Below are 6,177 nucleotides of genomic sequence, written 5' to 3' on the forward strand. Positions count from 1 at the left end.
CACCAACGCCGTGCTGCACCTGCTGGCGATCGCCTACGAGGCCAACGTCAAGCTGTCGCTGGACGATTTCAGCCGCATCGGTTCACGGGTGCCGCATTTGGCCGATGTCAAGCCCTTCGGGCGGCATGTGATGGTCGACGTCGACCGCATCGGCGGGGTGCCGGTGGTCATGAAGGCACTGTTGGATGCCGGTCTGCTGCACGGTGACTGCTTGACGGTGACCGGCCGGACAGTGGCCGAGAATCTCGCGCGCATCGCCCCGCCCGATCCCGACGGCAGGGTGCTGCGGGCATTGGATAACCCGATCCATCCGACCGGCGGGATCACGATTTTGCACGGATCGCTGGCGCCGGAGGGCGCAGTGGTCAAGACCGCAGGTTTCGACACAGACGTGTTCGAGGGCACGGCAAGGGTTTTCGACGGTGAGCGGGCCGCATTGGATGCTTTGGAGGACGGAACCATCACGGCGGGTGATGCCGTGGTGATCCGGTACGAGGGTCCCAAGGGCGGCCCGGGAATGCGTGAAATGCTCGCCATCACCGGTGCTATCAAGGGCGCCGGCTTGGGTAAAGACGTGCTGTTATTGACCGACGGCCGGTTCTCCGGTGGCACCACCGGACTGTGCGTGGGACACATCGCCCCCGAAGCGGTCGACGGTGGGCCGATCGCGCTCCTGAGGGACGGCGACGGAATCCGGCTCGACGTCGCCGGTTCGACCCTGGACGTCTTGGTCGACGCCGACGAATTGACTTCGCGCCGTGCGGGTTTCACTCCGCTGCCGCCCCGCTACACCAGCGGGGTGTTGGCCAAGTACGTCAAGCTGGTCGGCTCGGCCGCCGCCGGAGCGGTCTGCGGTTAAGCCCGGCCGGGCCCTGATCCCGGCCGGGAATGGCGAACTTCCGTGTGCCTGGCTACGCGTGCTTTGCTTCGTAGCTGCGCGCGCGCATGCCGAAGTACACGGCAGTCAGGCCCATAACGGTGATCACCGCGCCTGCGACCACGTTTGACCAGATCATACCGGCGGTCGGGGAGACACCGTGCATGACGACCCACGGCGAAACGATGAGCCACACGCCGAATACCGGCAACGTCCACGTCATGCCGTGGGTGCGGTCCAGCGCGGACGCGAAGCAGAACGCCAGCACGGCCACTGCCAATCCGCAGATCAGATCGTTGCGGGCCAGCGGCCTGGTCATGCTGAAGCCAACCACCCATGGCGACACGGCCGTGTAGATCCCGGCCAGCAGCGCCACACCGAAGGTGAACTGCGCGGTCATTGACTCCGCGGCACGCTCATAGTTGGCGCGCAGAGCCAACAAATCCGGGTGCTGTTCGATTGATGGATGCACTGTGCTCATTTTGTGACCTTTCTGTTATGCGGCAAGCCTTTTGGGCCGTCCGCAACCCATCCATCTGACCCAAGATTACGCTGGCCGGTGCAGCCCCAGCAACGAAAACTAGGCGGGTTCACCGGCCTCGACGAGCACTGCTGGCTACCAGTAGCGTCGAGCTGAAGCGAGGTGGGGCATGGATATCGCGGATCGGCTTCGGCTCGACGTTCCGGTGGGTCAAGCCGGAATGGGCGGTGGACTGGCCGGCGCACCGTTGGCCGCTGCGGTCGCCAAGGCCGGCGGGCTGGGAACACTGGGACTCACGACGCCCGCGCAGTTGCGAACGTGGATCGATCAGGTGCGCACCGAGGCCCCGGGACGCGCGGTCGCGGTGAACCTGTTGTCGCCCTTCACCGGTCGCCGCCACGTGGACGTGTGCGTCGACGCCCACGTCGACGTCGTGGTGCTGGCCTTCGGCGGTGACCGCAGACTGGTTGAGCGTCTCCGCGACGCGGGCATCTTCGTGTTCGTGATGGTCGGTACCGAAGTGCAGTCGCGCGAAGCTATCGGCTGGGGCGCTGACGGTCTGATCGCCCAGGGACGGGAGGCCGGCGGTCATCTCGTCGGGACCGTGCCGGCGCTTGAGTTTCTGCCGCAGGTGTGCGCCGTTGCCGGTGAACGTCCGGTGTTTCTCGCCGGCGGGATTGCCACTAGGGCCGACACCCGTGCCGCCCTCGACGCCGGGGCCAGCGGCGTCATCGCGGGTACCCGGTTTTTGTTGACGCATGAATCCAACGCGCATCCCGAGTACCAGCGACGCGTGATCAACGCGGACAAGACGCTCGAAACCACACTGTTCGGGCTGAGCTGGCCGCTGCGTCACCGCGTCGTGCCCAACGCCGCTACCCACCGGTGGTGCCGCAGCGACGGGAGTGCCAAGGCGCTACCCGCTGCCCTCAACACATCCAGCCGCGCACTGGCCTTGCTGGGCTACCTCGATGCCGGTGCGTTGATGCGACTGCAGTCGCCGGGCCGTCCGTTGTTCACGCCGCTGGCGCCGTTGGCGGGGATGCCGGATTCCTGGGTGGATCGGTCTGCGCTCTACGCCGGTGAAACAGCACTGCGGATCAACCAAATGACTTCGGCCCAACAAGCTCTCGCAAATCTGTCACCCTGACGATCACTTCACCAACGCCATGGCGAAGCCGTCCCAGTTCTTGGCGCCGACCGTCTGCAGCGCCGCGGTATCCAGTTGTGGGTGCTTACCCATCAGCTCGATCGTTTGGCGCACTGCCTGTATCAGGCGGTCGTCCGGCGCTGGCGCAAGGATCCGCCCGTCCCGAACAACGTTGTCCACGACGATGACCGAGCCCGGCCGTGTCAGCCTCACCGCCCACTCCAGATATGCGACGTTGTTCTCCTTATCGGCGTCGATGAACACCAAATCGAACGGCCCGCCGGCCACCGCGGGAAGGGTATCCAGCGCGGCGCCGATGATCACGTCAACTCGATCTGCAACACCGGCGCGCTGCAGGTTGGCCCGTGCCACCTCGGCGTGCTTCGGTTCATATTCCAGCGTCACCACCCGGCCCTCGGGTCCGGCGCCGCGCGCCAGCCAGATGGTGCTGAAGCCCCCCAGCGTGCCGATCTCGAGGATGCGGCGCGCCCGCATCGCAGCGGCCAGTAGACACAGGAACTTTCCCTGTTGCGCCGACACGGCGATGGGCGGCAAGCCGGCCGCGGCGCTGGCTTCCAATGCCGCGGATAAGGCGGGATCGTCGCCAACCAGGGTGCTGTCCAGAAACGCGTCGACGTCGCGAGGGGTCGGTTCCTGACTCATAGCTGTCAACATAGCCGGGGGCCGAGGCACGAAGCGGAGCGGCGTGGGACACAGCAGAGCAACGCCGGCCCGCCTGAGCCTTTACTGTATACCCCTATGGGGTATATGCTGCTGGCGGAATACCGCTGGATTCCACCGTTGGAGATCCCGACCAGATAGGGGTGAGGCAAATGGCGAGCTACGAGCCGGGCGCCGTGCTGACCTGTAGCCACGGCGACTGTGGGTGCCGCGTTCGCATTGAGGTCGAATGCCACTGCAAGGAGGCGGGAGAGCCGTACCGCTGCACATGCGGCGAGGAACTGGTCGCCGTGGCAACTGAACCCCCGCGCGGTGGAGCCGGTACCTGACCATCAAGGTCCGAACGCGCGGCCGACCAGGTTGACGTCGGCCCTCAGCTCCGGCTCCGCCGCCGAAACACCCACTGCCACTGCGTACGTGCCTTCGTCGATGCGCCAGCTGCCGGCGCTGCCGTCGTAGCGGGCGAGCACCCGCGGATCCGCCTCGATGGTGACGGTGCACAGCTCGCCCGGCTCAAGCTCGACACGCTCGAATCCCAGTAACCGCAACCGTTGCCCATCGGGCGCGGCCGTCAAGTAGAGCTGTGGAACGTCGGTGCCGGCGCGCTCGCCGGTATTGACAACCGTGAAGCTGGCCGTGATGGTATCGCCACCGCTGACCGTGAGGTCGCGGTACCCGAATGTGGTGTAGGACAGGCCATGTCCGAACGCGAACATCGGGCTGTGGCCCTGTTTCGCGAACCATCGGTAGCCGACCTCGGCTCCTTCAGAATAGTGGATTGTGATCGGTGTTCCCCACGGAGCGCCGAGGTCGGGTAGCTGGGGCCGCGGCGTCTGGCTGAGATCCAGCGGGAACGTGATGGGCAGCCGCCCGGACGGATTGACCGTGCCGAGCAGAACCTCGGCGATCGCTTGGCCACCGGCCTGCCCCGGATACCAGGCTTGCAGGATCGCGTTCACTTTCTCCCGCCATGGCATGGCAACCGGGTTGCCGGTTTCCAGCACCACCACCGTTTTGGGCTGAGCCTCGGCGACAGCGGTGATCACCGCGTCCTGCCCCCATGGCAGCGACAAGTCGGCATTGTCCAGGCCCTCTCCTTCGACGCGCACCGCGAACACGATGGCGATGTCGGCCCTCTGCGCCGCGAGTACCGATTCGGCCGGGCTGATCCCGGGGTCGAACACGACGACTTTGCCCGGCAACATATTTCGCAGCTCCGTGAGCGGGCTCGACGGCAGCAGATAGAGATTGCGCGCGCTGCCCATCATCCCGGCCGCGCCGATCGGGATGACTGCGGCATAGCCTCCGGGCGGAACGAGGGCGCTCGACCCGCAGCCGGTCGGCACACCGAGCTGCGCGTAGCCACCGATGACGGCGATGCGCGCAGTGGAGTTCGGTTCCAATGGCAGCAGGCCATCGTTTTGCAGCAGCACAATTCCCTGTCGGGCAATGTCCAATGCAATTGCGTTGTGAGCGGCCATATCCGGTGACGGCACTGTGTCCCACCGATCGACACCGACGGCGAATATCGATCGTAGGATCCGGCGTACCATATCGGACAGACGTTGTTTGGGCAGTTTGCCGTCGGCATAGGCGGCTTTGAGCCTGTCGGTGAACGCCTCCGCACCCCACAGCAACCGGTCGATCTGTGCCCCGGATTCCTGATCGAGGCCCTTGAGCGCAAAGTCCCAACTTGGCGTGGCGCCCCAGTCCGACATCGCCCAACCGCGGTAGCCCCAGGCGACTTTGAGGATGTCATTGAGCAAAACGTCGTTGCCGCCGGCGTATTCGCCGTTGACCTTGTTGTATGCGGTCATTACGGCGCCGGGCTGTGATCGCCCGATCGCGATTTCGAAAGCCAGCAGGTCGGATTCGCGGTGGGCATCCGGGTCGATGACCGCGTCGAGCCAGTTGCGGTTGGTCTCGTTACAGTTCAGTGAATAGTGCTTGATTGTCGAGATGACGCCTTGTTGCTGGATGCCGCTGATCGACTCGGCAGCGATCGTCGCACTTAAAAGCGGGTCTTCGGAGACGTATTCGAAGTTTCGGCCGTTGCGTGGGTCGCGGGCGAGATTGATCCCGCCCGCCAGCAGCACGTTGAATCCGCGGCTGCGGGCTTCACGTGCGATCGCCGCGCCCGATGCGCGCGCGAGTGCGGGGTTGAAGCTGGCGGCCAGCGCGAGCCCGGCGGGCAACGCGGTCGCGGTGTCTCCTGTGCGGTAGCCGGGGTTGGTAACGCCGAGGCTGGCATCGGTCATCAGCAGCGCCGGCACGCCAAGGCGCGGGATGCCGGGCACGTATCCGGCGCTCATCGGAATGTCGGCGGGGATGCGCTCGTCGCGCACTGGTAGCAGCTCGTTGGCGCCCATCACACTGATCAGCAACGAAAAACGCTCGTCGTCGGTCATCTGCGCCTCGACCTCACGCGCCCGCACGTCGGCCTCGGTGTCGATGCCGCCCAGCGCGGCCCCAACCTCGGTCACCTCGTCAACGTTAAGACGCAGTGATTACCGCACACCCTCTTTGGCGTAAACGACCCGCAGCACATGCCCGAGCTCCGGTCCCATCACCAGCTGAGCCAGCGCACACATGGTGTCGACGAATTCCGGTCCATGCGGGGGCTGCGCTTGGCAGAGGTGGTGCGCCACCTCGTGCAAGACCACCAGCTCACGCATCGCCCAGTCGGCGGTGTCGCGGTCGGGAACCGCAATAACGCCTGGGCCATGGTGGTTTTCGTAGTGTGCGGCGCTCGCGGCGCGCCGCGCCCGGACCGTCAACGGCGGGGTCGCCGGCCAGCGGCGCCGCACCGCCGGTAATGCGAGCACGTCGTCGACGTAGCGCTGCACCGCTGCCACCGAGCCGAACCGTCCTTCCGGCGGGAGCGTCAGCTGCGTGCCGAAGAACTCGACTGCCAGCGAACCATGGTGGGCTGCGCGGTCGAACAGCGTCCGCACGAAGTCCTCAGCCGCGTAAACCTTCGATCGCTGC

At 65.8% G+C, this 6,177-nt stretch carries 7 protein-coding genes; 3 read left to right on the forward strand and 4 right to left on the reverse strand.

Translation table 11 applies throughout. The features are described 5' to 3' along the window. Positions 1-859 (forward strand): dihydroxy-acid dehydratase (locus ACFE99_RS21505; RefSeq protein ID WP_375488422.1); only part of this gene is annotated, 859 nt, incomplete at its 5' end. Between the two features lie 52 nt (positions 860-911). Here the strand turns inward: ACFE99_RS21505 and ACFE99_RS21510 are convergent. Next, the gene (locus ACFE99_RS21510; protein ID WP_375488423.1) at positions 912-1,358 is read right to left on the reverse strand and encodes an SPW repeat protein; all 447 of its coding nucleotides are present in this window, start codon (positions 1,356-1,358) and stop codon (positions 912-914) included. Between the two features lie 169 nt (positions 1,359-1,527). On the opposite strand from ACFE99_RS21510, the gene ACFE99_RS21515 reads away from it, so the two are divergent. Next, positions 1,528-2,508 (forward strand): nitronate monooxygenase, encoded by a 981-nt coding sequence (locus tag ACFE99_RS21515; RefSeq protein ID WP_375488424.1) that lies wholly within the window; start codon positions 1,528-1,530, stop codon positions 2,506-2,508. A 3-nt stretch (positions 2,509-2,511) separates the two neighbouring features. Here ACFE99_RS21515 and ACFE99_RS21520 read toward each other — a convergent pair whose 3' ends face one another. Further along, entirely contained in the window at positions 2,512-3,171 is a 660-nt protein-coding gene (locus tag ACFE99_RS21520) for an O-methyltransferase (protein WP_375488425.1), read from the reverse strand. 170 nt (positions 3,172-3,341) lie between these two features. Here ACFE99_RS21520 and ACFE99_RS21525 point away from each other — a divergent pair, with 170 nt between their 5' ends. Beyond that, entirely contained in the window at positions 3,342-3,518 is a 177-nt protein-coding gene (locus tag ACFE99_RS21525; RefSeq protein WP_375488426.1) for a metallothionein, read from the forward strand. 3 nt (positions 3,519-3,521) lie between these two features. Here ACFE99_RS21525 and ACFE99_RS21530 read toward each other — a convergent pair whose 3' ends face one another. Together ACFE99_RS21530 and ACFE99_RS21535 are read right to left on the reverse strand one after the other, a co-directional pair. Further along, positions 3,522-5,597, reverse strand: coding sequence for a glycoside hydrolase family 3 C-terminal domain-containing protein (locus ACFE99_RS21530; protein WP_375488428.1), 2,076 nt, complete (start codon positions 5,595-5,597; stop codon positions 3,522-3,524). A 99-nt stretch (positions 5,598-5,696) separates the two neighbouring features. Continuing rightward, a partial coding sequence (locus ACFE99_RS21535) for a TIGR04338 family metallohydrolase (RefSeq protein WP_375488427.1) occupies positions 5,697-6,177 on the reverse strand: 481 nt, incomplete at its 5' end.

Source organism: uncultured Mycobacterium sp. (assembly GCF_964249325.1).
Lineage (GTDB): Bacteria > Actinomycetota > Actinomycetes > Mycobacteriales > Mycobacteriaceae > Mycobacterium.

Excerpts from the sequence above, each read along its gene's own strand:
- ACFE99_RS21510 (WP_375488423.1), bottom strand. The coding sequence starts at position 1,358 with ATGAGCACAGTGCATCCATCAATCGAACAGCACCCGGATTTGTTGGCT.
- ACFE99_RS21515 (WP_375488424.1), top strand. The coding sequence starts at position 1,528 with ATGGATATCGCGGATCGGCTTCGGCTCGACGTTCCGGTGGGTCAAGCC.
- ACFE99_RS21520 (WP_375488425.1), bottom strand. The coding sequence starts at position 3,171 with ATGAGTCAGGAACCGACCCCTCGCGACGTCGACGCGTTTCTGGACAGC.
- ACFE99_RS21525 (WP_375488426.1), top strand. The coding sequence starts at position 3,342 with ATGGCGAGCTACGAGCCGGGCGCCGTGCTGACCTGTAGCCACGGCGAC.
- ACFE99_RS21530 (WP_375488428.1), bottom strand. The coding sequence starts at position 5,597 with ATGACCGACGACGAGCGTTTTTCGTTGCTGATCAGTGTGATGGGCGCC.